The 23,247-nt window shown below is 58.0% G+C and carries 21 protein-coding genes; 17 read left to right on the plus strand and 4 right to left on the minus strand.

The window, feature by feature from the left end:
* The first annotated feature begins 161 nt into the window (after positions 1-161).
* Positions 162-1,352, plus strand: a complete 1,191-nt coding sequence (uxuA, locus tag N7V53_RS08205) for a mannonate dehydratase (protein WP_279793020.1) — start codon at positions 162-164, stop codon at positions 1,350-1,352.
* A 68-nt stretch (positions 1,353-1,420) separates the two neighbouring features.
* Here uxuA and yeiP read toward each other — a convergent pair whose 3' ends face one another.
* A complete protein-coding gene (yeiP, locus tag N7V53_RS08210) occupies positions 1,421-1,993 on the minus strand; it encodes an elongation factor P-like protein YeiP (protein ID WP_023479652.1) in 573 nt (190 codons plus the stop codon).
* A gap of 167 nt (positions 1,994-2,160) precedes the next feature.
* Between yeiP and N7V53_RS08215 the strand changes: the two genes are divergently transcribed.
* The 4 genes from N7V53_RS08215 to fruA all read left to right on the plus strand — a co-directional run bounded on the left by N7V53_RS08215 (position 2,161) and on the right by fruA (position 6,455).
* The gene (locus N7V53_RS08215; protein WP_279793179.1) at positions 2,161-2,415 is read left to right on the plus strand and encodes a YkgJ family cysteine cluster protein; all 255 of its coding nucleotides are present in this window, start codon (positions 2,161-2,163) and stop codon (positions 2,413-2,415) included.
* 259 nt (positions 2,416-2,674) lie between these two features.
* Positions 2,675-3,805 (plus strand): fused PTS fructose transporter subunit IIA/HPr protein, encoded by a 1,131-nt coding sequence (gene fruB, locus N7V53_RS08220; RefSeq protein ID WP_279793021.1) that lies wholly within the window; start codon positions 2,675-2,677, stop codon positions 3,803-3,805.
* Positions 3,806-4,744 carry a 1-phosphofructokinase gene (gene fruK / locus N7V53_RS08225; protein WP_023479738.1) on the plus strand — a complete coding sequence of 313 codons (939 nt, stop codon included), beginning with the start codon at positions 3,806-3,808 and terminating at the stop codon, positions 4,742-4,744.
* Between the two features lie 16 nt (positions 4,745-4,760).
* Entirely contained in the window at positions 4,761-6,455 is a 1,695-nt protein-coding gene (fruA, locus tag N7V53_RS08230; protein WP_279793022.1) for a PTS fructose transporter subunit IIBC, read from the plus strand.
* 344 nt (positions 6,456-6,799) lie between these two features.
* Here fruA and nfo read toward each other — a convergent pair whose 3' ends face one another.
* Both nfo and N7V53_RS08240 read right to left on the minus strand, forming a co-directional pair.
* Entirely contained in the window at positions 6,800-7,660 is an 861-nt protein-coding gene (gene nfo, locus N7V53_RS08235) for a deoxyribonuclease IV (protein ID WP_242388031.1), read from the minus strand.
* A gap of 72 nt (positions 7,661-7,732) precedes the next feature.
* The gene (locus tag N7V53_RS08240; RefSeq protein ID WP_279793023.1) at positions 7,733-8,782 is read right to left on the minus strand and encodes a YeiH family putative sulfate export transporter; all 1,050 of its coding nucleotides are present in this window, start codon (positions 8,780-8,782) and stop codon (positions 7,733-7,735) included.
* A 102-nt stretch (positions 8,783-8,884) separates the two neighbouring features.
* On the opposite strand from N7V53_RS08240, the gene yieE reads away from it, so the two are divergent.
* From yieE to cirA, 7 genes are all read left to right on the plus strand, one after another.
* Positions 8,885-9,751, plus strand: coding sequence for a DNA-binding transcriptional regulator YeiE (gene yieE / locus N7V53_RS08245; RefSeq protein WP_042712342.1), 867 nt, complete (start codon positions 8,885-8,887; stop codon positions 9,749-9,751).
* Between the two features lie 154 nt (positions 9,752-9,905).
* The gene (locus tag N7V53_RS08250) at positions 9,906-10,691 is read left to right on the plus strand and encodes a transporter substrate-binding domain-containing protein (protein ID WP_279793024.1); all 786 of its coding nucleotides are present in this window, start codon (positions 9,906-9,908) and stop codon (positions 10,689-10,691) included.
* Between the two features lie 3 nt (positions 10,692-10,694).
* The gene (locus tag N7V53_RS08255) at positions 10,695-11,360 is read left to right on the plus strand and encodes an amino acid ABC transporter permease (RefSeq protein WP_124967807.1); all 666 of its coding nucleotides are present in this window, start codon (positions 10,695-10,697) and stop codon (positions 11,358-11,360) included.
* Complete coding sequence (locus N7V53_RS08260) at positions 11,360-12,016, plus strand: amino acid ABC transporter permease (RefSeq protein WP_023479714.1); 657 nt, start codon at positions 11,360-11,362, stop codon at positions 12,014-12,016. The genes N7V53_RS08255 and N7V53_RS08260 overlap by 1 nt, the downstream gene beginning before the upstream one ends.
* Positions 11,997-12,734 (plus strand): amino acid ABC transporter ATP-binding protein, encoded by a 738-nt coding sequence (locus N7V53_RS08265; protein ID WP_124967808.1) that lies wholly within the window; start codon positions 11,997-11,999, stop codon positions 12,732-12,734. Before N7V53_RS08260 ends, N7V53_RS08265 begins: the two co-directional genes overlap by 20 nt.
* Positions 12,735-12,890: 156 nt before the next feature.
* Positions 12,891-14,360, plus strand: a complete 1,470-nt coding sequence (locus tag N7V53_RS08270; RefSeq protein ID WP_124967809.1) for an amino acid permease — start codon at positions 12,891-12,893, stop codon at positions 14,358-14,360.
* A 272-nt stretch (positions 14,361-14,632) separates the two neighbouring features.
* On the plus strand, positions 14,633-16,615 hold the full coding sequence (gene cirA, locus N7V53_RS08275) for a catecholate siderophore receptor CirA (protein ID WP_279793025.1): 1,983 nt from the start codon (positions 14,633-14,635) through the stop codon (positions 16,613-16,615).
* A 35-nt stretch (positions 16,616-16,650) separates the two neighbouring features.
* Here the strand turns inward: cirA and fghA are convergent, their stop codons facing one another.
* Complete coding sequence (fghA, locus tag N7V53_RS08280; protein WP_200133319.1) at positions 16,651-17,487, minus strand: S-formylglutathione hydrolase; 837 nt, start codon at positions 17,485-17,487, stop codon at positions 16,651-16,653.
* 149 nt (positions 17,488-17,636) lie between these two features.
* On the opposite strand from fghA, the gene N7V53_RS08285 reads away from it, so the two are divergent.
* The 5 genes from N7V53_RS08285 (at position 17,637) to mglB (ending at position 23,208) form a co-directional block, all read left to right on the plus strand.
* Positions 17,637-18,764 carry a YbfB/YjiJ family MFS transporter gene (locus N7V53_RS08285; protein ID WP_279793026.1) on the plus strand — a complete coding sequence of 376 codons (1,128 nt, stop codon included), beginning with the start codon at positions 17,637-17,639 and terminating at the stop codon, positions 18,762-18,764.
* A 126-nt stretch (positions 18,765-18,890) separates the two neighbouring features.
* Positions 18,891-19,556 (plus strand): GTP cyclohydrolase I FolE, encoded by a 666-nt coding sequence (gene folE / locus N7V53_RS08290; protein ID WP_279793027.1) that lies wholly within the window; start codon positions 18,891-18,893, stop codon positions 19,554-19,556.
* A 16-nt stretch (positions 19,557-19,572) separates the two neighbouring features.
* A complete protein-coding gene (gene yeiB / locus N7V53_RS08295) occupies positions 19,573-20,733 on the plus strand; it encodes a DUF418 domain-containing protein YeiB (RefSeq protein ID WP_279793028.1) in 1,161 nt (386 codons plus the stop codon).
* Between the two features lie 155 nt (positions 20,734-20,888).
* Positions 20,889-21,914: an HTH-type transcriptional regulator GalS gene (galS, locus tag N7V53_RS08300; RefSeq protein WP_279793029.1), complete on the plus strand. Its 1,026-nt coding sequence runs from the start codon at positions 20,889-20,891 to the stop codon at positions 21,912-21,914.
* 295 nt (positions 21,915-22,209) lie between these two features.
* A complete protein-coding gene (gene mglB / locus N7V53_RS08305; RefSeq protein WP_279793030.1) occupies positions 22,210-23,208 on the plus strand; it encodes a galactose/glucose ABC transporter substrate-binding protein MglB in 999 nt (332 codons plus the stop codon).
* Positions 23,209-23,247: the final 39 nt, after the last annotated feature.

A 23,247-nucleotide genomic window follows, 5' to 3' on the forward strand; every position in this document is an offset into this window, starting at 1 on the left:
AGTTATATGACAGCAAAAAGAATTGGTATGCCTTAAATATCCGGGGAATGTGAGCTGGATCAATCATTGCTGTGGCGGGATTTGACCGTTTTCCATAAGCATGTATGGTAGTCGTCATGTTTCACGCTGTATTGGTATAACAACTTTTTGAGGGGAAGACGATGGAACAAACCTGGCGTTGGTATGGACCGAACGATCCGGTTTCTCTTGATGATGTTCGTCAGGCAGGCGCGACCGGCGTGGTCACCGCTCTGCACCACATTCCGAACGGCCAGGTGTGGCCGGTGGAAGAGATCAAAGCCCGCCAGGCCCTGCTGGCTGAAAAGGGGCTTTACTGGTCCGTTGTCGAAAGTATTCCGGTACATGAAGAGATCAAAACCCACTCCGGCGATTGCGACAAATGGATTGCCAACTATCAGCAGAGCATCCGCAATCTCGCCACCTGCGGGATTGATACCGTCTGCTACAACTTTATGCCGATCCTCGACTGGACGCGCACCGACCTGGAGTATGAACTGCCGGATGGCTCACGCGCGCTGCGCTTCGACCAGATCGCTTTTGCCGCGTTTGAGCTGCATATTCTCAAGCGCGAAGGGGCGCAGGCGGACTACAGCGATGAGGAGCAGCGCCAGGCGCAGGCCTATTTCAATGCGATGAGCGATGCGGAAGTGGAAAAGCTGACGCGCAACATCATCGCCGGTCTGCCGGGGGCGGAAGAGGGCTATACGCTGGATCAGTTCCGCGCGCGTCTGGCGGAGTATGACGGCATCGACAAAGCGCAGCTGCGCGAAAATATGGCCTGTTTCCTGCGCGCCATTGTGCCGGTGGCGCAGGAAGTGGGCGTGCGGCTGGCGGTGCACCCGGACGATCCGCCGCGCCCGATCCTCGGCCTGCCGCGTATTGTCTCCACCATCGAAGATATGCAGTGGCTGAAAGAGGCGGTGGACAGCATCAACAACGGCTTCACCATGTGTACCGGTTCCTACGGCGTGCGGGCAGACAACGATCTGGTGCGGATGATCGAGACTTTCGGCGATCGCATTCACTTCACCCATCTGCGCGCTACCTGCCGTGAAGAGAACCCGAAAACCTTCCACGAAGCGGCGCACCTGCAGGGCGATGTTGATATGGTGTCGGTGGTGGCGGCAATTCTTACCGAAGAGCAGCGCCGCAAGAAAGCGGGCGATCTGCGCCCGATCCCGTTCCGCCCGGATCATGGTCACCAGATGCTTGACGATTTGCGTAAGAAAACCAACCCGGGTTACTCGGCGATTGGTCGCCTGAAAGGGATGGCGGAAGTGCGCGGCGTTGAGCTGGCGCTGAAGAAGACGCTGTTCCGCGACCTGCTGTAATAGCAGCCGGTAAACGCTCTGCTCGCTTTCACGGACGAAAAAAAGCCTCCAGACGGAGGCTTTTTTATTTAATCTGCGCGGCCCATGTAGCGGCGCTCTTCAATATGAATGCGGATCTTCTCGCCGGTGGTCAGGTACTCCGGCACCTGTACGACGAGGCCAGTGTTCAGCGTGGCAGGTTTGGTACGGGAGCTGGCAGATGCGCCTTTGATGCCCGGTGCGGTCTCAACAATTTCAAGATCCACGGTCTGCGGCAGTTCGAGCGCCAGCAGCTGGCCGTCCCACAGCAGCACCTGCATATCCGGCATGCCACCTTCCGGAATAAACAGCAGCTCATCTTCAATCTGATCTTTGGTAAAGGTATAGGGCGTGTAATCTTCTTTATCCATGAAGACATATTCGTTGCCGTCTACATAGGAGAAGTCAACGAAACGGCGGTTCAGGGATACGGTATCAACAATGTCGTCGCCTTTAAAACGCTCTTCAACTTTCAGGCCGGTACGGACATCAGCAAAGCGCATTTTATACAGCGTTGCTGCGCCGCGGGCGCTCGGTGACTGAATATCAATGTCTTTTACAATCAGCAGCTTGCCGTTGTAGTTCAGCACCATACCTTTTTTGATTTCGTTCGCTCTTGGCATTGCCAGGTTCCTGTAAAAAAGAAATTCACCAAAATATCGCGACAAACTACTCGCGAGGGCCTTTTCAGGCAAGGGGAATTGCTGAGTTTTGCGTTGCATGGGTAAAAGATGATAGCGTGCCCCGCAACGCGCTACTTCAGCGCGTCGACGCCAATAAGAGAGCCGCTATGCACTGCCGCCCGGACTGCGGAGCCTGCTGTACTGCCCCGTCCATTACCAGCCCGATCCCCGGCATGCCCAACGGTAAACCGGCCAACACCCCCTGTGTGCAGCTTGATGAACATCAGCGATGCAAACTCTTTGGCTCACCGTTGCGGCCAAAAGTGTGCGCCGGGCTGCAACCGAGCCTGGAAATGTGCGGCGCAACGCGCGAACAGGCAATGATCTACCTCCTCGATCTCGAACAGCAGACCGCTCCGTAATTCCTTTCAAAGCTGAACAGGCTGAAGGCGATAAGCTGACGGCCAAATTGGCGTCAGCAAATTTCCCTTAACGGGCTGTAAAATGTGCAGTGCCTCAAAATTCTTAAACGCCAAATGAGAGATTTCTTGATCGTTGAGCAAAAAAGGTCAAGACTCCTTGAAACGTTTCAGCGTCATCGCATTGTCTCTGAACCACGGCGGTGACGTAATCTTTCTTATGTAAGCTGAAACGATTCAATTTCAGCGGGAGACGAGTCACATGTTCCAGTTATCCGTTCAGGACATCCATCCAGGCCAGCAGGCCGGTAACAAAGAAGAGGCCATTCGCCAGATCGCGGCGGCACTGGCTGAAGCCGGCAACGTGGCTGAAGGCTACGTCGATGGCATGCTCGCACGCGAGCAGCAAACCTCCACTTTTCTTGGCAATGGCATCGCCATTCCGCACGGCACCACCGACACGCGCGACCAGGTGCTGAAAACCGGCGTCAAAGTATTCCAGTTCCCGCAGGGCATTCTGTGGAGCGAAGGGCAGGTAGCTTACGTTGCCATCGGTATCGCCGCCAGCTCTGATGAACACCTCGGCCTGCTGCGTCAGCTGACGCACGTGCTGAGCGATGATGCCGTCGCCGCGCAGCTGCAATCCGCGACCACCGCTGAAGAGCTGCGTGCGTTGCTGATGGGTGAAAAGCAGAGCAGTGCGCTGAAGCTGGATAACGAAACCCTGTCGCTGGACGTCAACGCCAACTCGCTGATGACGCTGCAGGCGCTGAACGCCGCGCGTCTGAAAGAGGCGGGTGCGGTAGACAGCATTTACGTAACGCGCGCGATCAACGAACAGCCGCTGAACCTCGGTCAGGGCATCTGGCTGAACGACAGCGCCGAGGGCAACCTGCTGAGCGCAGTAGCCGTCAGCCGTGCTGCCACGCCGTTTGAAGTAGAAGGTGAAAACGCCGCTGTGCTGGTGAGCGTCGCGATGGCCGATGAGCAACCCGTTGCTGTGCTGAAGCGCCTGAGCGATCTGCTGCTGGCGAATAAAGCTGACCGTCTGCTGAATGCTGATGCCGCCACGCTGCTGGCGCTGCTGACCAGCGACGACGCGGTCGCGGACGATCTGCTCAGCGAAGAGTTTGTCATTCGTAACGAGCACGGCCTGCATGCCCGTCCGGGCACCATGCTGGTTAACACCATTAAACAGTTCAATAGCGAAATCACCGTCACCAACCTCGATGGGTCAGGCAAACCGGCAAATGGCCGCAGCCTGATGAAAGTGGTTGCGCTGGGCGTGAAGAAAGGACACCGCCTGCGCTTTACCGCACAGGGCGAAGATGCTGAACAGGCGCTGAAAGCGATTGGCGACGCCATCGCAGCGGGCCTGGGAGAGGGAGCGTAAATGAGCAGAAGAGTGGCAACAATTACTTTAAACCCGGCCTACGATCTGGTGGGTTTCACCCCGGAAGTTGAGCGTGGCGAAGTCAACCTGGTGCGCACCACCGGGCTGCACGCCGCCGGTAAAGGGATCAACGTCGCCAAAGTGCTGAAAGATCTGGGCATCGACGTCACCGTGGGCGGTTTCCTCGGTAAAGATAACCAGGACGGTTTTCAGCAACTGTTCAGCGAGCTGGGCATTGCCAACCGTTTTCAGGTGGTACAGGGGCGTACGCGTATAAACGTTAAGCTGACCGAGAAAGATGGCGAAGTGACCGACTTTAACTTCTCCGGTTTCGAAGTCACTCCGGCCGACTGGGAGCGTTTCGTCGCCGACTCGCTCACCTGGCTTGGTCAGTTTGATATGGTCTGCGTCAGCGGCAGCCTGCCGTCCGGCGTCAGCCCGGAAGCCTTTACCGACTGGATGACGCGCCTGCGCAGCCAGTGCCCGTGCATCATCTTCGACAGCAGCCGTGACGCGCTGGTTGCCGGGCTGAAAGCCGCACCGTGGTTAGTGAAACCTAACCGTCGCGAGCTGGAGATCTGGGCCGGTCGTAAACTGCCGGAATTGCAGGACGTTATTGAAGCCGCTCACGCGCTTCGCGAGCAGGGGATCGCCCACGTGGTGATTTCGCTGGGCGCAGAAGGGGCGCTGTGGGTCAACGCTTCGGGTGAATGGATCGCCAAACCGCCGTCAATGGAAGTGGTAAGCACCGTTGGCGCAGGGGATTCGATGGTTGGCGGCCTGATTTACGGCCTGCTGATGCGTGAGTCCAGTGAGCACACTTTACGCCTGGCCACCGCTGTCGCTGCACTGGCGGTCAGTCAGAGTAACGTAGGGATTACCGATCGTACCCAGTTAGCCGCGATGATGGCGCGCGTTGACTTAAAACCCTTTAACTAACAGCAGGAGAGGCATAATGAAAACGCTGCTGATCATCGACGCTGAACTCGGACAGGCCCGTGCCTATATGGCAAAGACCCTGCTGGGTGCGGCGGCGCAAAAAGCGAATCTGCAATTTGTTGATAACCCAGGTGACGCGGAACTGGCGATCGTATTGGGTAGCCAGCTGCCGAACGACGCGGCGCTGGGCGGGAAGAAAGTCTGGCTGGGCGATATCAATCGCGCGGTCGCGCACCCGGAGCTGTTCCTGAGCGAAGCGAAGAACCACGCCACGCCTTACAGCGCACCGGCTGCTGCACCTGCGGCGGCAACCCCGGCCGCAGGGCCAAAACGTATTGTTGCTGTGACCGCCTGTCCGACCGGCGTTGCGCACACCTTTATGGCGGCAGAAGCCATTGAAACCGAAGCGAAAAAACGCGGCTGGTGGGTGAAAGTTGAAACGCGCGGTTCCGTGGGCGCAGGCAATGCCATCACCCCGGAAGAGGTGGCGCAGGCGGATTTAGTTATCGTCGCGGCGGATATCGAAGTGGACCTGGCGAAGTTTGCCGGCAAACCGATGTACCGCACCTCGACGGGTCTGGCACTGAAGAAAACCGTGCAGGAGCTGGATAAAGCGGTAGCGGAAGCGAAGCCCTATCAGCCATCCGGCAAAGGGCAGTCTGAATCTTCAGAAGGCAAAAAAGAGAGCGCGGGCGCCTATCGTCACCTGCTGACTGGCGTCTCTTATATGCTGCCGATGGTAGTGGCGGGCGGTCTGCTGATCGCACTCTCCTTCGCCTTTGGTATTACCGCGTTTAAAGAAGAGGGGACGCTGGCGGCGGCGCTGATGAAGATCGGCGGCGGTACGGCGTTTGCGCTGATGGTGCCTGTACTGGCGGGCTTTATCGCCTTCTCGATTGCTGACCGTCCGGGTCTGACGCCGGGTCTCATCGGCGGTATGCTGGCGGTAAGCACCGGGTCTGGCTTTATCGGCGGTATCATTGCCGGTTTCCTTGCCGGTTACATCGCGAAAGCGATCAGCAAAGGCTTTAAGCTGCCGCCAAGTATGGAAGCGCTGAAACCGATTCTGATTATTCCGCTCTTCTCAAGCCTGATTGTTGGCCTGGCGATGATCTACCTTATCGGTACGCCGGTAGCGAAAATCCTCGCGGGTCTCACCTCCTGGCTGCAAACCATGGGCACGGCGAACGCCGTTCTGCTGGGCGCGATCCTCGGTGGCATGATGTGTACCGATATGGGTGGTCCGGTAAACAAAGCGGCCTACGCCTTTGGTGTCGGGCTGCTGAGTACGCAAACCTACGCACCGATGGCGGCGATTATGGCGGCCGGTATGGTGCCACCGCTGGCGATGGGTCTGGCGACGCTGGTTGCACGCAACAAGTTCGACAAAGGTCAGCGTGAAGGGGGTAAAGCGGCGCTGGTGCTGGGTCTGTGCTTTATCTCTGAAGGTGCGATTCCTTTCGCAGCACGCGATCCGATGCGTGTTATCCCGTGCTGTATCGCCGGTGGCGCGCTGACCGGTGCCATCTCAATGGCGATTGGCGCTAAACTGATGGCACCGCACGGTGGCCTGTTCGTGCTGCTGATCCCGGGTGCTATCACCCCGGTGCTCGGTTACCTGCTGGCGATCGTTGCCGGTACGCTGCTGTCGGGCCTGCTGTATGCCCTGCTGAAACGTCCGGAAACGGAGATGGCCGCGAAAGTTGCCTGAGCCGTAGAAACAGAAAAAGGCCGCTAAGCGGCCTTTTTTTATGCCCGCAAAAGGGCAGATTTGCTTTTGTAGGCCTGATAAGCGCAGCGCCATCAGGCGTTGTGACATTGCCGGATGGCGGCGAACGCCTTATCCGGCCTACGGCTCGCATGTGCCTTTGCTTTTGTAGGCCTGATAAGCAAAGCGCCATCAGGCGTTGCGGCATTGCCGGATGGCGGCGAATGCCTTATCCGGCCTACGGTTTGCAGAGGATTTTGTTTTGTAGGCCTGATAAGCGAAGCGCCATCAGGCATTGCGCCCTTGCCGGATGGCGGCGAATGCCTTATCCGGCCTACAGCAGGGAATTACCCGGCGGTGGTTTCTGCGTATTGCTGCGCTTTAAGCCACGCGATCTCTTCCACCCAGATATCCGGGTTAACGGTCTCGAGGATCAGCGGAATGCCGTCGAAGCGCGTGTCGCGCATGATCCAGCGAAACGCATCGTGGCCAATATTGCCTTCGCCGAGGCTGTGATGGCGGTCAACCCGGCTGGCAAAGCCGCTTTTCGCATCATTCAGGTGCATCCCGCGCAGGTATTTGAAGCCCACCACGCGGTCGAACTCGGCAAAGGTGGCGGCGGTTGCCTCTTCGCTACGCAGATCGTAACCGGCAGCAAACGCGTGACAGGTATCAATGCAGACGCCAACGCGGGTTTTATCTTCAACCCCATCGATGATTGCCGCCAAATGCTCAAACCGGAAGCCGAGGTTGCTGCCCTGACCCGCGGTGTTTTCGATCACCGCGGTCACGCCTTCGGTCTGCGCCAGCGCAATGTTGATGGATTCCGCAATGCGCGCGAGACACTTCTCTTCCGGGATCTGTTGCAGGTGGCTGCCGGGGTGGAAATTGAGCAGCGTCAGCCCAAGCTGCTGACAGCGGGAAAGCTCATCAATAAACGCCTCGCGGGATTTCTCCAGCGCCTCATCAACCGGATGACCGAGGTTAATCAGGTAGCTGTCGTGGGGCAGGATTTGCGCGGGCGAATAGTTATGCGCTTCGCACGCGGCTTTGAACGCGTCAATCGTTTCCGTGGTTAACGGCGCGGCGCGCCATTGCCGCTGATTTTTGGTAAACAGCGCGAACGCCGTTGCGTCCAGCTCGGCGGCGCGGATGGCCGCATTTGCGACGCCGCCTGAGGCGCTAACATGCGCACCAATGTATTTCATAAACACTCCTGTAAAGACCCGCCGGGGGAAAACCGACATCATAGCGGGTCAGCAGGGTTGAGATGTAGTGCTTTATGCCATCACCGTGTGAACCAGCAGATTGATTGCACCGCCGCCGACAATCAGCCAGATAAAGAGCAGCAGCCCCATCACCAGCGGTTTCGCCCCGGCATTTTTCAGCGCGCTGATATGGGTGGTCACGCCAAGTGCGGCCATCGCCATCGCCAGTAGCAGCGTATCCAGCGTGTTGAGCATATTCACCGCTGCGGGCGGCAACAGATGAAAGGAGTTGAACACCGCCACCGCTACAAAGCCGAGGGCAAACCACGGGATCGTCACCTTGCTTTTCTCATTACCCTCTTGCGGGCTGAGCTGTTTCACCCGCGCGGCCAGCAGCAGTAAAAAGGGGGCCAGCATCATCACGCGCAGCATTTTGGCAATCACCGCTGCGTTCTCCGCCTCCGGGCTGACGGCGTGACCGGCGGCGACCACTTGCGCCACTTCATGCACCGTCGAGCCAATCCAGATGCCATAGGTTTGTGGGCTGAACCACGGCGCAAGCAGCGGCCATAGTGCCGGGTAGATAAAGATCGCCAGCGTGCCGAAAATCACCACCGTGGCGATGGCGACGGTCACTTTGCTCGCCTCCGCTTTTACTACCGGCTCCGTTGCCAGCACCGCCGCCGCGCCGCAGATGCTGCTACCCGCGCCAATCAGCCAGCTGGTTTTCTTGTCCAGTCCGAAAACTTTTTGCCCGAGAAAACAGGCCAGCATAAAGGTGCTGGAGAGGGTCAGCACATCGATCAGCACGCCGCTGACGCCCACGTCCGCAATCTGCGAAAAGGTCAAACGAAAGCCATAAAGAATAATGCCGAGCCGCAGCAGATGCTGTTTCGCAAAAAGCACACCGCCGTCGCAGTGGCGATGCAGCGCCGGGTAGAGCGTGTTGCCCAGTACCATGCCGAGCAGGATCGCCAGCGTTAACGCGCTCAGGCCAAGGCCAGCAACAGCGGGCAGGGAGCCCAGCCACAGCGCGGCCGCAGTAATCCCGCCGCTCAGCAGCAGGCCGGGCATCACGCGCCAGACGCGTGAGTGATGAGAGTGTAATGTGATGTCGGTCATAGCCTTCTCCTCTTGTTGCTGAAAAGGGTACGGCGCGCTGGCTTAAAGGTAAAATTGATTATATATTTATAATTAATCTTTATAAGTGGTAAGCGACTCTCTATGCATATAACCCTGCGCCAGCTTGAAGTGTTTGCTGAAGTGCTGAAAAGCGGCTCCACCACCCAGGCCTCCCAGCGTCTGGCACTGTCGCAATCTGCGGTGAGCGCCGCATTGACGGATCTGGAGGGTCAGCTTGGCGTGCAGCTGTTTGATCGCGTCGGCAAAAGGCTGGTGGTGAATGAGCACGGGCGGCTGCTCTATCCGCGCGCGCTGGCGGCGCTGGAGCAGGCAAGCGAAATCGAACAGCTGTTTCGCGAGGCCAATGGCGCTATCCGCGTCTTCGCCAGCAGCACCATCGGTAACTACATTCTGCCGGAGGTCATCGCCCATTACCGGCGTGATTTTCCCGAGCTACCGCTGGAGTTAAGCGTCGGCAATAGCCAGGATGTGATCACCGCCGTGGCTGATTTTCGTGTTGATATCGGGCTTATCGAAGGGCCGTGCCATGCAGCGGAGATCATTGCTGAACCCTGGCTGGAAGATGAACTGGTGGTGTTTGCGCCGCCTTCCTCGCCGCTGTTGCAGCGGGAGGTGACGCTGGAAGCGCTTGCCGCTGCGCCGTGGATCCTGCGCGAGCGCGGCTCCGGTACCCGCGAAATCGTCGACTATCTACTGCTCTCACACCTGCCGCAGTTTCAGCTAGGCATGGAGCTTGGCAATTCAGAAGCGATTAAACATGCGGTGCGCCACGGGCTTGGCATCAGTTGCCTGTCGCGCCGTGTGATTGCCGAACAGCTGGAAACCGGCACGCTGGTGGAAGTCCCTCTGCCATTACCTCGCCTGGTGCGCACCCTGTGGCGCATTCATCATCGCCAGAAACATCTCTCCAGCGCGTTGACCCGCTTTATCCGTTACTGCGATATCTGATTGCACCATCAGCAGGCACCTGCACCGTTTTAGGGGTGCAGGCCTCCTCACGTTCACCCGCACTCCCGCTGAATCAGGCACTGGCTTCGTTGGCACATTAGTTGCAAAAAGTGATTCAAAGAATCTTTTGTTTCATGGGCGATGAGGTGTTGAGATGAAAAAGTGGATGATGGCGACAGCCAGTGCAGCAGTAATGATGATCTGTTCCGCCCAGGCGCTGGCGGATCAGTTACAGGATATTCAACAGCGCGGCGTGTTGCGCGTGGCCGTCCCGCAGGATTTCCCGCCGTTTGGCTCGGTGGGCACCGATTTGCAGCCGCAGGGCTACGATATCGACATGGCCAACTACCTGGCGAAAGGGATGAAGGTGAAGCTGCAACTGGTGCCGGTCACCAGCGCAAACCGCGTGCCCTATCTGCAAACCAACAAAGTCGATTTGGTGATCTCAAGCCTCGGTAAAAACGCCGAGCGTGAGCGGGTGATCGATTTCAGCCGCGCCTATGCGCCATTCTTCCTCGGCGTCTTTGGCCCGAAAGACGCCACCCTTGCCGATGCGAAAGCCCTGAGCGGCAAAACCATCGGCGTCACCCGCGGCGCGGTGGAGGATATGGTGCTGAGTGATATCGCGCCAAAACATGCCCAGGTGAAGCGTTATGAAGATAACAACACCACGCTCTCGGCCTATCTCTCCGGCCAGGTTGCCTTCCTCGCCACAGGCAATGTGGTCGTCGCAGCAATTGCCCGCCAGAACCCGCAAAATGCGCCGGTGAGCAAATTTATGCTTGAGGACTCTCCCTGCTTTATCGGGCTGATGAAAAACCAGCCGGCGCTGAAGGCCGAGGTCGACAAGCTGGTCGATCAGGCGCAGAAAGAGGGCACGCTCAACAGCTTCTCGCAGAAGTGGATGCAGGCCCCGCTGCCCGCAAACTTTGGCGCATAAGCGATGACGGTGACGCTTGATTTCGCCGCGCTCTGGCCCTTCTGGCCCGAACTGCTGGCCGGATTGTGGACAACCATCACCCTGACGCTGCTGGCAACGGTAGGCGGCGTCGCGCTTGGCATCCTCGGCGCGGCGCTGCGCAGCGGCAAACCGGGTGTGCTGCGCACGCTCTGGGGGATCTATGTCGAGGTGATCCGCAACACGCCGTTTGTTGTGCAACTCTTCTTTATTGTTTTTGGGTTGCCGGGGCTGGGGCTGAAGCTCACCGCCGGGCAGGCGGCGCTGCTCGCTATGCTGATTAACCTCGGCGCGTACAGCACGGAGATTATCCGCGCGGGCATTCAGGTGACGCCAAAAGGGCAGTGGGAAGCGGCGCGCGTACTTGGCCTGACAAAGGTTCAGACCTTCCTGCGCGTGGTGCTGCCGCCCGCGCTGGCGCGGATCTACCCGGCGCTGGTCAGCCAGTGCGTGATGGTGATGCTCGGCTCGTCGGTGGTGTCGCAGGTCTCTTATGAGGAACTGACGTTTATGGCGAACCTTATCCAGTCGCGCACCTTCTTAAGTTTTGAAGTCTATTTCGTCACCACGCTGATTTACCTCGCGCTCTCGCTGCTGATGCGCCAGGCGCTGCTGGCGATTGGGCGCAAATGGTTAGGGAGCAGAGCATGATGAGTACTTTTACCGACTGGGATATTGTGCGCAACCTGCTGCTGGCCGCCCGCTGGACGGTGCTGCTCTCACTGATCGCCTTTTTCTGCGGCACGCTGGTGACGCTCCCATTGCTGATGGTGCGCCTTGGCCGCTGGCGCTGGCCGCAGCGTTTTGTCAGCGCCTATGCCGCGCTGTTTCAGGGCACGCCGCTGCTGATGCAGCTGTTCCTCGCCTTTTTTGGCCTCGGGCTGTTCGGTATTGATGTCAGCGCCTGGACCGCCGCCACGCTTGCTTTAACCCTTTTTACCAGCGCCTTTCTGCTCGATATCTGGTACGGGTCGATCCGCGCCCTGCCAAAAGGGCAGTGGGAAGCCAGCCGCTGTCTCGGGCTGAGCTTTGGTCAGACGCTGTTTCGCGTTATCGCCCCGCAGGCGATCCGCATTGCTATTGCGCCGACGGTGGGCTTTTCCGTGCAGGTGGTGAAGGGCACGGCGCTGGCCTCCATCATCGGCTTTGTCGAACTAACCAAGGCGGGCACCATGCTGAACAACGTCACCTTTGCTCCGTTTAAGGTCTTCGGCCTCGTCGCCGCGGGCTACTTCCTGCTGTGTTATCCGCTGTCGCGCTACAGCCGCTATCTGGAGAAAAAGTTCCATGCCGCTCATCACCATTAATGATGTTCAGAAATATTATGGCGACAACCATGTGCTGAAGGGCGTAAGCCTCGATATTGAGATGGGCGAAGTGGTGTCGATAATCGGGCGCAGCGGCTCGGGCAAAAGCACCCTGTTGCGCTGCATGAACGGGCTGGAGGGCTACCAGGATGGCAGCATCAAACTTGGCGGCATGACGGTAACCGACCGTGAATCGCAGGCGCGGGAGATCAGCCGCTCCGTTGGCATGGTGTTTCAGAGCTTCAACCTCTTTCCGCATATGACAGCGCTGGAAAATGTGATGCTGGCGCCGCGCCGGGTGCTGAAAATGCCGGCTGAAGCCTGCCGCGAGCTGGCGGTGGAGATGCTGGAGAAAGTCGGACTCGGCGATCGCATCGATTATGCGCCGTCGAGCCTTTCCGGCGGTCAGCAGCAGCGCGTTGCCATTGCCCGCGCGCTGGCGATGAAGCCGAAAGTGCTGCTCTGCGATGAGATCACCTCGGCGCTCGATCCCGAGCTGGTCGGTGAAGTGCTGCGGGTGCTGGAGAAGCTTGCCGCAGAAGGGATGACGCTGATTCTGGTCACCCATGAGATGAATTTCGCCCGTGAAGTGGGCGATCGGGTGGTGTTTATGCATCAGGGCAAAGTGTGGGAGCAGGGGGCGAGTAAAACCTTCTTCAGCCAGCCGCGTACGCCTGAGTTACAGCAGTTTATCGCTTCGGTACGCGGTCTCGCCTGACCGCGCGTTTTCGCCTCGCAACATCCTCCATTCACTGCTTTACTTATAATTCGCGGCCAATTATGAAGGTCTCTAATAAGAGACCTTTTCCACCGGAAGGGCCGCGTTTCGTCTGCTACAATCGCGCCTCATTTTTTGGATGGATAGCTTTTTCTTATGGTTTCCGAAACAAAAACCACAGAAGCGACCACGCTTCGTCGTGCACTGAAAGCGCGTCATCTGACGATGATCGCAATTGGCGGCTCCATCGGGACCGGTCTGTTCGTCGCCTCCGGGGCGACCATCTCCTCAGCGGGGCCGGGCGGCGCGCTGCTCTCCTATATGCTGATTGGCCTGATGGTCTATTTCCTGATGACCAGCCTTGGCGAACTTGCCGCCTTTATGCCGGTTTCCGGCTCCTTTTCGACCTACGGGCAGAAATATGTGGAAGAGGGCTTCGGCTTCGCCCTCGGCTGGAACTACTGGTACAACTGGGCGGTAACTATCGCCGTTGACCTGGTGGCTTCCCAACTGGTGATGACCTGGTGGTTCCCGGATACGCCGGGCTGGATCTGGAGTGCGCTCTTCCTGGTAGTGATCTTCCTGCTTAACTACATCTCGGTGAAAGGCTTTGGCGAAGCGGAATACTGGTTTTCGCTGATCAAAGTGACCACTGTGATCATCTTTATCATCGTCGGCGTGATGATGATTGTCGGCATTTTCCAGGGGGAAAAACCGGCGGGCTGGAGCAACTGGAGTATCGGCGACGCGCCGTTTGCCGGTGGTTTCTCGGCGATGATTGGCGTGGCGATGATTGTTGGCTTCTCCTTCCAGGGCACCGAGCTTATCGGTATTGCGGCTGGTGAATCCGAAGATCCGGAGAAGAACATTCCGCGCGCGGTGCGTCAGGTCTTCTGGCGAATCCTGCTTTTTTACGTCTTCGCGATTTTGATTATCAGCCTGATCATTCCCTATACCGATCCAAGCCTGCTGCGTAACGACGTGAAAGATATCAGCGTCAGCCCGTTCACGCTGGTGTTCCAACATGCTGGCCTGCTTTCGGCGGCGGCGGTAATGAATGCGGTGATCCTGACGGCGGTACTTTCGGCGGGTAACTCGGGCATGTATGCGTCGACCCGTATGCTCTACACGCTGGCCTGCGACGGTAAAGCGCCGCGTATCTTCGCCAAACTGTCGAAAGGCGGCGTGCCGCGCAACGCGCTCTATGCCACCACGGTGATTGCCGGTCTCTGCTTCCTCACCTCGATGTTTGGCAACCAGACCGTTTACCTGTGGCTGCTCAACACCTCCGGCATGACGGGCTTTATCGCCTGGCTGGGGATTGCCATCAGCCACTACCGTTTCCGCCGCGGTTATGTTGCGCAGGGCCACTCGCTGGATAACCTGCCGTACCGCTCCGGCTTCTTCCCGATTGGGCCGATCTTCGCCTTTGTGCTCTGCCTGATTATTACCCTTGGGCAGAACTATCAGGCCTTCCTCGAAGACTCCATTGACTGGGGCGCGGTGACGGCGACCTATATCGGCATTCCGCTCTTTTTGGTGATCTGGCTGGGCTACAAGTTCAGCAAAGGAACGCGCTTTGTGCGCTACAGCGAGATGGAGTTCCCGGAACGCTTTACCAAATAATTGCCTGCTTGACGCCCTCTGCTCAGAGGGCGTATTTTTATCCCTCTCTCCCGCTTTTTTCCTTCCATTCTTTACATAACTTTAAGTTCTCGAAATTGATAATCATTCTCGTTTACATTAATGTAAGCGGCTGAAAATAAAGGGAACCCGGCGGGATTCATGCGCCTGATGTTTCCACAATCTATAACGCTGCCGTCAATGTAACGGTGCGCGGTTTTGCAATACGTGAGCAAATTTTTCAATCTCTTTTTCAGACCTCATGGAGTTACGGAATGTTTACCTTGAATCCCATTATGCGGGGAGGCCTCTGTGCGTCCGCGTTAACGCTGGCGCTGCCGGTGATGGCCGCCGCAGGGGAGGGTGAAACGCTGGTGGTGACCGCTTCGGCCAGCGAGCAGAACCTGAAAGATGCGCCTGCCAGCATCAGTGTCATCACGCAGCAGGATTTACAGCGCAGGCCTGTGCAAAACCTGAAAGATGTGCTGAAAGAGGTGCCCGGCGTGCAGCTCACCAATGAAGGGGATAACCGCAAAGGCGTCAGCCTGCGCGGGCTGGACAGCAGTTACACCCTGATCCTGATTGATGGCAAGCGCGTCAACTCGCGCAATGCCGTCTTCCGCCACAACGATTTTGACCTCAACTGGATCCCGGTAGAAGCGATTGAGCGCATTGAAGTGGTGCGCGGCCCGATGTCGTCGCTGTATGGCTCCGACGCCCTCGGCGGCGTGGTGAATATCATCACCAAAAAAATCGGCCAGCGCTGGAGCGGCTCAATCACAGCGGATACCACCATTCAGGCGCACCGCGATCGCGGCGATACGCAAAATGGCCAGTTCTACACCAGCGGGCCACTGATTGACGGCGTGCTCGGGCTGAAGGCCTTTGGCGGTGTGGCGAAGCGCGAAAAAGATCGGCAACAAGCGTCGCAAACCGCCGCCAGCGGTGAGTCACCGCGCATCGAGGGCTTTACCAGCCGCGATGGCAATATTGAACTGGCCTGGACGCCAACAAAAGATCACGACTTTACCGCTGGTTACGGTTATGACCGCCAGGATCGCAACTCTGATTCACTGAACAAAAACCGCCTCGACCGCCAGAACTACTCGCTGGCGCACAACGGGCGCTGGGGCAGCGCCAATAGCGAGCTGCGTTTTTACGGTGAGAAGATCGATAACAAAAACCCCGGCAACGCCAGCGCCATCCGTTCAGAAAGTAATACCGTGGATGGCAAAGTGGTGCTCCCGCTCGGTGAGATTAATCAGTTAGTGACGCTGGGCGGCGAGTGGCGTCATGACAAGCTCAACGATCCGATCAACCTGACCGGCGGCAACAGCAGTAAAACTTCCTCCAGCCAGTACGCACTGTTTATCGAAGATGAGTGGCGCATTGTCCAGCCGCTGGCGCTGACCACCGGCATTCGCATGGATGACCATGAAACCTATGGCGATCACTGGAGCCCGCGCGCCTATCTGGTGTGGAGCGCCACCGATACCATAACGGTGAAAGGGGGCTGGGCAACGGCCTTTAAAGCGCCGTCGCTGTTGCAGCTAAGCCCCGACTGGGCGACCAACTCCTGCCGCGGCAGTTGCCGGATTGTCGGCAGCCCGGAGCTGAAACCGGAAACCAGCGAAAGCTTCGAACTGGGGCTTTACTACAGCGGCGAAGAAGGCTGGCTGGAGGGCGTGCAGGGCAGCGTTACCGCGTTCCAGAACAATATTGAGGATATGATCAATATCAGCCGTACCCCCAGTTTGACCGAGGCACCGGGTTACCCGAACTTTGTCGGCTTTGAACGTAACGCTCGCGGGGCGCGAGTACCGGTGTTCCGCTACTACAACGTCGATAAAGCGCGGATTCAGGGCGTGGAGACGGAGGTGAAAATCCCGTTCGATGAAGCGTGGAAGCTGACCCTGAATTACACCTATAACGACGGGCGCAACCTGAGCGGCGGTGGCAATAAACCGTTGCAGGATCTGCCGTTCCACACCGCTAACGGCACGCTGGACTGGCAGGCTAACGACGCGTGGTCGTTCTACGTTTCGGCGAACTACAGCGGCGAAAAACGCTCGGTGTCACAGGGCGCAACGCCGGGCGGGTATGTTATCTGGAATGCGGGCGGCGCGTGGCAGGCGACGAAAAACGTCAAACTGCGCGCGGGCGTGCTCAACCTCGGCGATAAAGATCTTAGCCGGGATGACTACAGCTTTAACGAAGATGGGCGTCGCTACTTTGCGGCGATTGATTACCGCTTCTGATGAGAGACCCCGGCGCGAAAACGCCGGGGTGACGATTAGCGGAAGAGGTGCTGCGCATGGAAGCGCAGATGATCTTCAATAAACGAGGCGATAAAGAAGTAGCTGTGATCGTACCCCGGCTGAATGCGCAGGGTCAGCGGCCAGCTTTTCTGCCGCGCCACTTCTGCCAGCCGCGCTGGCTGGAGCTGATCGGCGAGGAACTGATCGCTGTCCCCCTGATCGATAAGGGTCGGGATGGCGTCACCTTCGCCGCTTTCCAGCATCAGCGCACAGCTGTCCCATTCGCGCCACTGGCTGGCATCCTCGCCTAAATAGGCAGTAAAGGCTTTCTGCCCCCACGGCACTTGCAACGGGTTCACAATCGGCGCAAAGGCGGAAACACTGGTGTAACGGCCCGGGTTTTTCAGCGCCATAATCAGCGCGCCGTGGCCGCCCATGGAGTGACCGCTGATCGCCGCCTGGGTGCTGACGTTAAACTCGCTCTGGATAAGGGCCGGGAGTTCGTCGCGCAGATAATCAAACATCCGGTAGTGCGCGGCCCACGGCTGCTGCGTGGCGTTAAGATAGAAGCCTGCCCCTTTACCCAGATCGTAGCTGTCGGCATCAGCCACCTCATCGCCGCGCGGGCTGGTGTCCGGCATCACCAGCACAATGCCCAGCTCAGAGGCGACGCGCTGCGCACCGGCTTTGGTGGTGAAATTCTCATCATTGCAGGTCAGGCCGGAGAGCCAGTAAAGCACCGGCGGGCGCGCATCGCTACGCTGCGGCGGTAAAAAGATGCTGAACGTCATGGCGCAGTTCAGGACGCTGGAGTCGTGACGCCAGCGCTGCTGCCAGCCTTCAAAACAGCGGTGCTCTTCGAGCAATTCCATGCGGGGCTCCTCAGGTTTCACAGAGATAAACAGAGTGATAACCCTGCATAATACAGATAATTCACGCCGCTGTGAGTAACTTTCACTTCCGCACTTGCGCAACATACTGCATCATAAACATAACTTTACATTAACATTTGGAGGCGGAGATGGCGCTACGCGTCGCGCTTTGCGGTTTTATCGTACTGGTGGTGGTGATGGGTATTGGCCGCTTTGCCTTTACCCCGCAGGTGCCGTTGATGATCCGCGACGGCCAGCTCACCCTCACCAGCGCCGGGCTGGTGGCAGCCATTAACTACCTGGGTTATCTGCTCGGTGCCTGGGATGCGATGCGCGCGAAGCGGCATATCGAAGTGCGCCTGTGGCTTGGCATTGGCGGCGCGGTGCTGCTCACCTTCCTCTCTGCGCTGGCAGACAACGCGCTGCTGCATGGTGCGATTCGGCTGATTATCGGCGCGATGAGCGGCTGGGGAATGGTGCTGATTGCCGCGTGGACCAATGAGCGGCTGGCCCATGCCGGAAAGCCGGGCCTCAGCGCGGCGGTGTTTGCCGGGCCGGGCGCGGGCATCGCGTTAAGCGGATTGCTGGCGGTAGCGATTCAGGCCAAAGGCTTAAGCGCTGCGTCAGCATGGCAAGTTTATGGCGTGCTGGCGCTGCTGCTGGTGGCGCTGATTGCCCGCTACTTACCGAAGCCCGGTGAGTGGCACCGCCCGGAGGTGAAGACGCAGCCTCTGCACCTGACCACCGATCTGAAACGGCTGGTCTGGAGCTACAGCCTGGCCGGGTTTGGCTATATTCTGCCCGCTACCTTTTTGTCGCAGATGGCAGCGCTGCGCTTTCCCGGCAGCCTGTTTGCCCAGTTTGTCTGGCCGGTTTTCGGCCTCGCGGCAGTGATCGGCATTGGTCTCAGTATTCTGCTGCGCCACTGCGGGCAGAGCCATCAGCGGCTGGCGATAGTCCTCTGGTTGCAGGGCGCGGGCGTGCTGGCAGCCTGGCTTCTGCCGGGGGTGAGCGGGCTGGTGTGCGGCGCGGTGCTGGTCGGCGGCGGTTTTCTCTGTGCGGTGCAGCTTTCGCTACTCTATGGTCGCGAGCTGGCTCCCTATCACGCGCGCTATATGGCGGGGCTGCTCACCACCGGCTATGCGCTCGGGCAGTTAGTCGGCCCGATGACCTCCGCGCTCTCGACCTGGCTTACCGGACGCCTTGAACCGGCGCTCGGCATTGCAGCGGTTGCGCTGGTGATTGGCGGCGTTCTGGTATGGAAACGGCGCGCCTGAAAGGCAGCGGCGATTTCAATAATAATCCCCGGCGGGGGTGGATTATGTGCGCGACCTCACGCACAATGTTGCCTCACTTCGCCGCAACACGCGAAGCACGCCATACCTGCAGGAGAAGAAGAAAATATGTCATCACTCAGTAAAGAAGCGGCGCTGGTGCACGAGGCGCTGGTTGCCCGTGGTCTGGAAACCCCGCTGCGCCCCCCGGTGCAAATGGATAATGAAACCCGTAAACGCCTTATCGCCGGCCATATGACCGAGATTATGCAGCTGCTCAATCTCGATCTGAATGATGACAGCCTGATGGAAACGCCGCATCGCATCGCCAAAATGTATGTCGATGAGATCTTCTCCGGCCTCGATTACGCCAATTTCCCGAAAATCACCGTCATTGAAAATAAGATGAAGGTCGATGAGATGGTAACGGTGCGCGACATTACGCTCACCAGCACCTGCGAACACCACTTTGTCACGATCGACGGTAAAGCTACTGTCGCTTACATCCCGAAAGCGTCGGTGATTGGCCTGTCGAAAATCAACCGCATTGTGCAGTTCTTCGCCCAGCGTCCGCAGGTTCAGGAACGCCTGACCCAGCAGATCCTCACCGCGCTGCAAACCCTGCTTGGCACCAACAATGTCGCGGTATCGATTGATGCGGTCCATTATTGTGTGAAAGCGCGCGGCATTCGTGATGCGACCAGTGCCACCACCACCACCTCGCTCGGTGGCCTGTTTAAGTCGAGCCAGAACACCCGCCAGGAGTTCCTGCGCGCCGTTCGCCACACTAACTGATTGCGGGAGCGCCAACATGGGAAGGAGCGTCACGCTCGATTTTATTCGTGGCCTCGCCATTCTCGGCATTCTGCTGCTCAATATCACCGCCTTTGGTCTGCCGAAGGCGGCCTATCTTAATCCCGCCTGGTATGGCGACATCACCCTGCATGATGCCTGGACCTGGGCGCTGCTCGACCTTTTTGCGCAGGTAAAATTTCTCTCGCTGTTCGCCATTCTCTTTGGTGCCGGGTTGCAGATGCTGCTGCTGCGCGGCAAGCGCTGGATCCAGTCGCGCCTGACGCTGCTGGTGCTGCTCGGTTTCATTCATGCACTCTTCTTCTGGGAAGGCGATATTCTGCTGGCTTATGGCCTGGTGGGGCTTATCGGCTGGCGAATGATTCGCGATGCGCAGAGCGTGAAAGCGATGTTTCATACCGGCGTGGTGCTCTATCTCATCGGCATTGTCGTATTGTTGCTGCTTGGCGCGATCTCCGGTACCACGCCGAACAACTCCTGGCTGCCCGATGCCGCTAACGTGCAGTATGAAGCCTGGTGGCGCACCAGCGGCACGCTGATGGAGGGGCTGAGCAACCGCAGCGATCTCTTGTCAAACGCCTTGCTGGCGCTCGGCGTGCAGTATGGCTGGCAGCTGGCCGGGCTAATGTTGATCGGTGCCGCGCTGATGCGCAGCGGCTGGATGAGAGGGCAGTTCCCGCTGCGCCACTACCGGCGCGTCGGCGCGCTGCTGGTGGTTACGGGAATGGCGGTAAATATTCCGGCCATTGTCGCCCAGTGGCAACTGGGCTGGTCTTACCGCTGGTGCGCCTTCTTTTTGCAGGCACCGCGCGAGCTGAGTGCGCCGGTGCAGGCCATCGGCTATGCGGCGCTGGCGTGGGGCTTCTGGCCGCAAATCTGCGCCAGCAAACTGGTGAGCGCTATCGCCTGCGTCGGGCGCATGGCGCTGAGTAACTATCTGTTGCAGACGCTGATCTGCACCACGCTGTTTTACCACTTCAATCTCTTTATGCGCTTTGACCGCCTGCAACTGCTGGCGATCGTCCCCGCCGTCTGGGCGGTTAACATCCTCTTCTCCGTGCTGTGGCTCAGGCGTTTTCGTCAGGGGCCGGTTGAGTGGCTGTGGCGTCAACTCACCGCCCGTGCGGCAGGCAGCGCATTACCTCCTACAAGCAGATAACGATCTGGATCACAATCGTTAACAAATGCGATGTAACCGTTTCCATTGATGTGATGCCTCTCACGTAGCAAAGCCACCGCGACTGCCAGAATAGCCTCCTTACTTTACCCAGGGGGTGCCTGTGACGTGCCGCCATTCAGACAAGGTGGGAAAAAATGATCACCATTCGTGACGTTGCCCGTCATGCGAACGTCTCCGTCGCGACGGTTTCCCGCGTACTCAACAACAGCGCCCTGGTCAGCCAGGAGACGCGCGAAACCGTGATGCAGGCGGTCGCCCAGCTCGGTTATCGCCCGAACGCCAACGCCCAGGCGCTGGCGACGCAGGTGAGCGACACCATCGGCGTGATCGTGATGGATGTCTCCGATGCCTTCTTTGGCGCGCTGGTCAAAGCGGTGGATACCGTCGCGCAGGAACATCAAAAATATGTGCTGATTGGCAACAGCTATCATGAGGCGGAAAAAGAGCGCCACGCCATTGAGGTGTTGATACGTCAGCGCTGTAACGCCCTGATTGTGCACTCAAAAGCGCTCAGCGATGAAGAGCTGACCGGCTTTATGGAGCAGATCCCCGGCATGGTGCTGATCAACCGCGTGGTGCCCGGTTACGCCCACCGCTGCGTCTGCCTTGATAACGTCAGCGGGGCGGTGATGGCGACGCGCATGCTGCTGAATAACGGCCATCAACGCATCGGCTACCTCGCCTCCAGCCATCAGATTGAAGATAACGATTCGCGCCGCGAAGGGTGGTTCCGCGCACTCGAAGAGCAGGGCATTGCCGCGCCGGACAGTTGGGTTGGCACCGGTTCGCCGGATATGCAGGGCGGGGAGGCGGCGATGGTGGAACTGCTGGGGCGCAACCTGCAACTCACCGCCGTTTTCGCTTACAACGACAGCATGGCGGCGGGCGCGCTGACGGCGCTGAAAGATAACGGCATTGCGGTGCCGCAGCATCTGTCACTGATTGGTTTCGATGATATCCCGATTGCCCGTTACACCGACCCGCAATTAACCACCGTGCGCTACCCGGTGGCCTCAATGGCGCGGCTGGCGACGGAGCTGGCGCTACAGGGGGCGGCGGGCAAGCTCGATCCGCAGGCCGCGCACTGCTTTATGCCGACGCTGGTACGCCGTCATTCCGTGGCGTTGCGGCAAAATGTGGCACCGATCACTAACTCGTAATGCGTCGTGATGTAACCGTTTTCAATCTGTGAGTAAATTCACAGTATCTTAACAAGGCGCTGACTATGATGTCAGCGTTTTGGAAGCTGAAACACGATGTAACGGTGAGTATTCATTTTTAATGAAACGTTCACGTAAAAGCATCGGATAAAGCGATCTTCTGGAGCGTTACCGAACACGGACGATTGAATTTTTTTAGCGTGGACGTCGGGTGTCAGTAACCTCTTCTTAACATACTGACCCGCCGAGCACTATTCACAAGCACTACCCTGCATATAATAAAACCGGAGATACCATGAATAAGAAGGTGTTGACTCTGTCTGCTGTCATGGCAAGCATGCTGTTTGGCGCAGCCGCACACGCAGCGGATACCCGTATTGGTGTGACCATCTATAAATATGACGACAACTTCATGTCCGTTGTGCGTAAGGCGATTGAGAAAGACGGTAAAGCGGCACCGGATGTTCAGCTGCTGATGAACGACTCCCAGAACGACCAATCCAAACAGAATGATCAGATCGACGTCCTGCTGGCAAAAGGGGTTAAAGCCCTTGCCATCAACCTGGTTGACCCGGCTGCGGCGGGTACGGTGATCGAGAAAGCGCGCGGGCAGAATGTGCCTATCGTCTTCTTCAACAAAGAGCCTTCCCGCAAAGCGCTGGATAGCTATGACAAAGCTTACTACGTCGGTACCGACTCCAAAGAGTCCGGCGTGATTCAGGGCGACCTGATTGCCAAACACTGGGCGGCTAACCCGGGCTGGGATCTGAACAAAGATGGTCAGATTCAGTTCGTGCTGCTGAAAGGCGAGCCGGGCCACCCGGATGCTGAAGCGCGTACCACCTACGTGATTAAAGAGCTGAACGATAAAGGCATCAAAACCCAGCAGCTGGCATTAGATACTGCAATGTGGGACACCGCCCAGGCGAAAGATAAGATGGACGCGTGGCTCTCTGGCCCGAACGCTAACAAAATCGAAGTGGTGATCGCCAACAACGATGCGATGGCAATGGGCGCGGTTGAAGCGCTGAAAGCACACAACAAATCCTCCATTCCGGTATTTGGCGTCGATGCACTGCCAGAAGCGCTGGCACTGGTGAAATCGGGCGCGATGGCCGGTACCGTGCTGAACGATGCCAACAACCAGGCGAAAGCGACTTTCGATCTGGCGAAAAACCTTGCAGATGGCAAAGGTGCGGCAGATGGCACCACCTGGAAAATTGAGAACAAAATTGTCCGTATTCCTTACGTCGGCGTTGATAAAGACAACCTGGCGCAAATTACCGGTAAATAAGATTTAGTTCGACCGTTCTCACTGGGCGTATTGTTTAAT

The organism is Kosakonia sp. HypNH10, from assembly GCF_029850615.1.
Lineage (GTDB): Bacteria > Pseudomonadota > Gammaproteobacteria > Enterobacterales > Enterobacteriaceae > Kosakonia > Kosakonia cowanii.

Excerpts from the sequence above, each read along its gene's own strand:
- N7V53_RS08270 (WP_124967809.1), top strand. The coding sequence starts at position 12,891 with ATGGTTTCCGAAACAAAAACCACAGAAGCGACCACGCTTCGTCGTGCA.
- N7V53_RS08260 (WP_023479714.1), top strand. The coding sequence starts at position 11,360 with ATGAGTACTTTTACCGACTGGGATATTGTGCGCAACCTGCTGCTGGCC.
- uxuA (WP_279793020.1), top strand. The coding sequence starts at position 162 with ATGGAACAAACCTGGCGTTGGTATGGACCGAACGATCCGGTTTCTCTT.
- fruB (WP_279793021.1), top strand. The coding sequence starts at position 2,675 with ATGTTCCAGTTATCCGTTCAGGACATCCATCCAGGCCAGCAGGCCGGT.
- yeiB (WP_279793028.1), top strand. The coding sequence starts at position 19,573 with ATGGGAAGGAGCGTCACGCTCGATTTTATTCGTGGCCTCGCCATTCTC.
- fruA (WP_279793022.1), top strand. The coding sequence starts at position 4,761 with ATGAAAACGCTGCTGATCATCGACGCTGAACTCGGACAGGCCCGTGCC.
- N7V53_RS08250 (WP_279793024.1), top strand. The coding sequence starts at position 9,906 with ATGAAAAAGTGGATGATGGCGACAGCCAGTGCAGCAGTAATGATGATC.
- yieE (WP_042712342.1), top strand. The coding sequence starts at position 8,885 with ATGCATATAACCCTGCGCCAGCTTGAAGTGTTTGCTGAAGTGCTGAAA.
- fruK (WP_023479738.1), top strand. The coding sequence starts at position 3,806 with ATGAGCAGAAGAGTGGCAACAATTACTTTAAACCCGGCCTACGATCTG.
- N7V53_RS08215 (WP_279793179.1), top strand. The coding sequence starts at position 2,161 with ATGCACTGCCGCCCGGACTGCGGAGCCTGCTGTACTGCCCCGTCCATT.
- N7V53_RS08240 (WP_279793023.1), bottom strand. The coding sequence starts at position 8,782 with ATGACCGACATCACATTACACTCTCATCACTCACGCGTCTGGCGCGTG.
- folE (WP_279793027.1), top strand. The coding sequence starts at position 18,891 with ATGTCATCACTCAGTAAAGAAGCGGCGCTGGTGCACGAGGCGCTGGTT.
- N7V53_RS08285 (WP_279793026.1), top strand. The coding sequence starts at position 17,637 with ATGGCGCTACGCGTCGCGCTTTGCGGTTTTATCGTACTGGTGGTGGTG.
- mglB (WP_279793030.1), top strand. The coding sequence starts at position 22,210 with ATGAATAAGAAGGTGTTGACTCTGTCTGCTGTCATGGCAAGCATGCTG.
- galS (WP_279793029.1), top strand. The coding sequence starts at position 20,889 with ATGATCACCATTCGTGACGTTGCCCGTCATGCGAACGTCTCCGTCGCG.
- cirA (WP_279793025.1), top strand. The coding sequence starts at position 14,633 with ATGTTTACCTTGAATCCCATTATGCGGGGAGGCCTCTGTGCGTCCGCG.
- N7V53_RS08255 (WP_124967807.1), top strand. The coding sequence starts at position 10,695 with ATGACGGTGACGCTTGATTTCGCCGCGCTCTGGCCCTTCTGGCCCGAA.
- nfo (WP_242388031.1), bottom strand. The coding sequence starts at position 7,660 with ATGAAATACATTGGTGCGCATGTTAGCGCCTCAGGCGGCGTCGCAAAT.
- N7V53_RS08265 (WP_124967808.1), top strand. The coding sequence starts at position 11,997 with ATGCCGCTCATCACCATTAATGATGTTCAGAAATATTATGGCGACAAC.
- fghA (WP_200133319.1), bottom strand. The coding sequence starts at position 17,487 with ATGGAATTGCTCGAAGAGCACCGCTGTTTTGAAGGCTGGCAGCAGCGC.
- yeiP (WP_023479652.1), bottom strand. The coding sequence starts at position 1,993 with ATGCCAAGAGCGAACGAAATCAAAAAAGGTATGGTGCTGAACTACAAC.